Origin of the sequence: Gemmobacter caeni (assembly GCF_003054195.1) — a bacterium.
GTDB classification, from domain to species: Bacteria; Pseudomonadota; Alphaproteobacteria; order Rhodobacterales; family Rhodobacteraceae; genus Gemmobacter; species Gemmobacter caeni.
The window spans coordinates 1-1,150 of sequence record NZ_QBKP01000075.1 but is presented as its reverse complement, the minus strand read 5'-3'; the positions used below and the strand labels follow the sequence as shown (position 1 = coordinate 1,150).

Below are 1,150 nucleotides of genomic sequence, written 5' to 3'. Positions count from 1 at the left end.
GGGGAAACTGCTTTCCAGATCTTCGCCGGGCTCGCAGCATAAGTCTGCCCTGCGGCTGAGCTATTCCGCATTCAGAAAAACTTTGCGACGGAACCGATCAGCGCCGTCGGGCCCCTGGGCAAGATCGAATGTCTGGTACCGGGGCCGGGCCGGTTCTGGCCTGCGCATCTGGGTGCCCCGCCGGTGCCGCAGGTGATTGTCAGCCCGCGCGAGCCGAAGGGGCCGCGCTTGCTGGAAGTGCCGGTGGACCCCGATTTGCTGGCTGCGGGCGATCACAACGGGTCGACCTTCTATCAGCATCAGGGTTTTGCCCGCGTGGTTGCAGGCGCTCAGGCCCCCGAAGTCAGCCTGACGGACGGCTGGTGGGCCGTAGCCATCGGCATGGCCGCACAGGAAAGCGCCCGCACGGGTCAGGTGGTCGACCTGCGTCATGCGGTGCCCGACGTGACAATGTGAAGCGTTACACTCAGCGCTGCCGTTCGTGGCGGACGGCAGGGCTGACATATTTTTAATGCAACATAACAACTATTATGCGTCCTATCTCTGGGGCGGTTGTACTGGGGGCATCGGCCGTTCTCACGGGTTGCGCCGAAGTGCCGATCACCAAGACCAATTGCTGGGCCACCGCTGGTTCTACTGTGACGACTTCCACCAAGGGTGCAAGTCCGGATGCGGGCCTCGTCTCGCGTGGCAACACCTCGCCCGTCGATGTCATTCCCTGCCGCTAAATCTTCCCGATGCGTCAGGGCGCTTGCCCTGATGGCGGCGGCGCTGCCGCTGGCGGCCTTCGCACGTGGCGTGCCGATTGCCGATGGCAAGTCGATCATTCAGCACGGCCTCGAGATCGCGCAGATGAACCGTTTGTCCATAGCGCGGGAGTTTGAGACCGACAAGAAGGAGCGGATTGCAGAGCTGCATCAGGAACAGCTTAACAGGCCGCTGAAAAAGTCCCGTGCTTGGAATGGTTTCCCTTGAGAAGGAGCTTGCTGCAGTCTGGTGTGGGTGCAGGCAGCCCGAGTAGCCGGTTTCCGGCTCAGGTGGTGAGCAGTTTCGGCGGTACTGTCGCAAACTTTCGACTTTCGGGGCGCGCATGATATTCCAGCGTTGTAAGGGAGTTGGTGAGAGGCGATTGGCGTGATCGAGTTCAAGG

The 1,150-nt window shown here is 61.7% G+C and carries 1 protein-coding gene and 1 pseudogene; both read left to right on the top strand.

Features of this window, described 5'->3' with window-relative positions; genetic code table 11:
• Window positions 1-42: 42 nt before the first annotated feature.
• Window positions 43-456: pseudogene (locus tag C8N34_RS25825) on the top strand (hypothetical protein); the annotation flags it as partial.
• Between the two features lie 303 nt (window positions 457-759).
• The gene (locus C8N34_RS25820) at window positions 760-975 is read left to right on the top strand and encodes a hypothetical protein (protein ID WP_108131074.1); all 216 of its coding nucleotides are present in this window, start codon (window positions 760-762) and stop codon (window positions 973-975) included.
• The last annotated feature ends 175 nt before the right edge of the window (window positions 976-1,150 follow it).

Coding starts and splice junctions, on each gene's coding strand:
- C8N34_RS25820 (WP_108131074.1), top strand. CDS start 760: ATGGCGGCGGCGCTGCCGCTGGCGGCCTTCGCACGTGGCGTGCCGATT.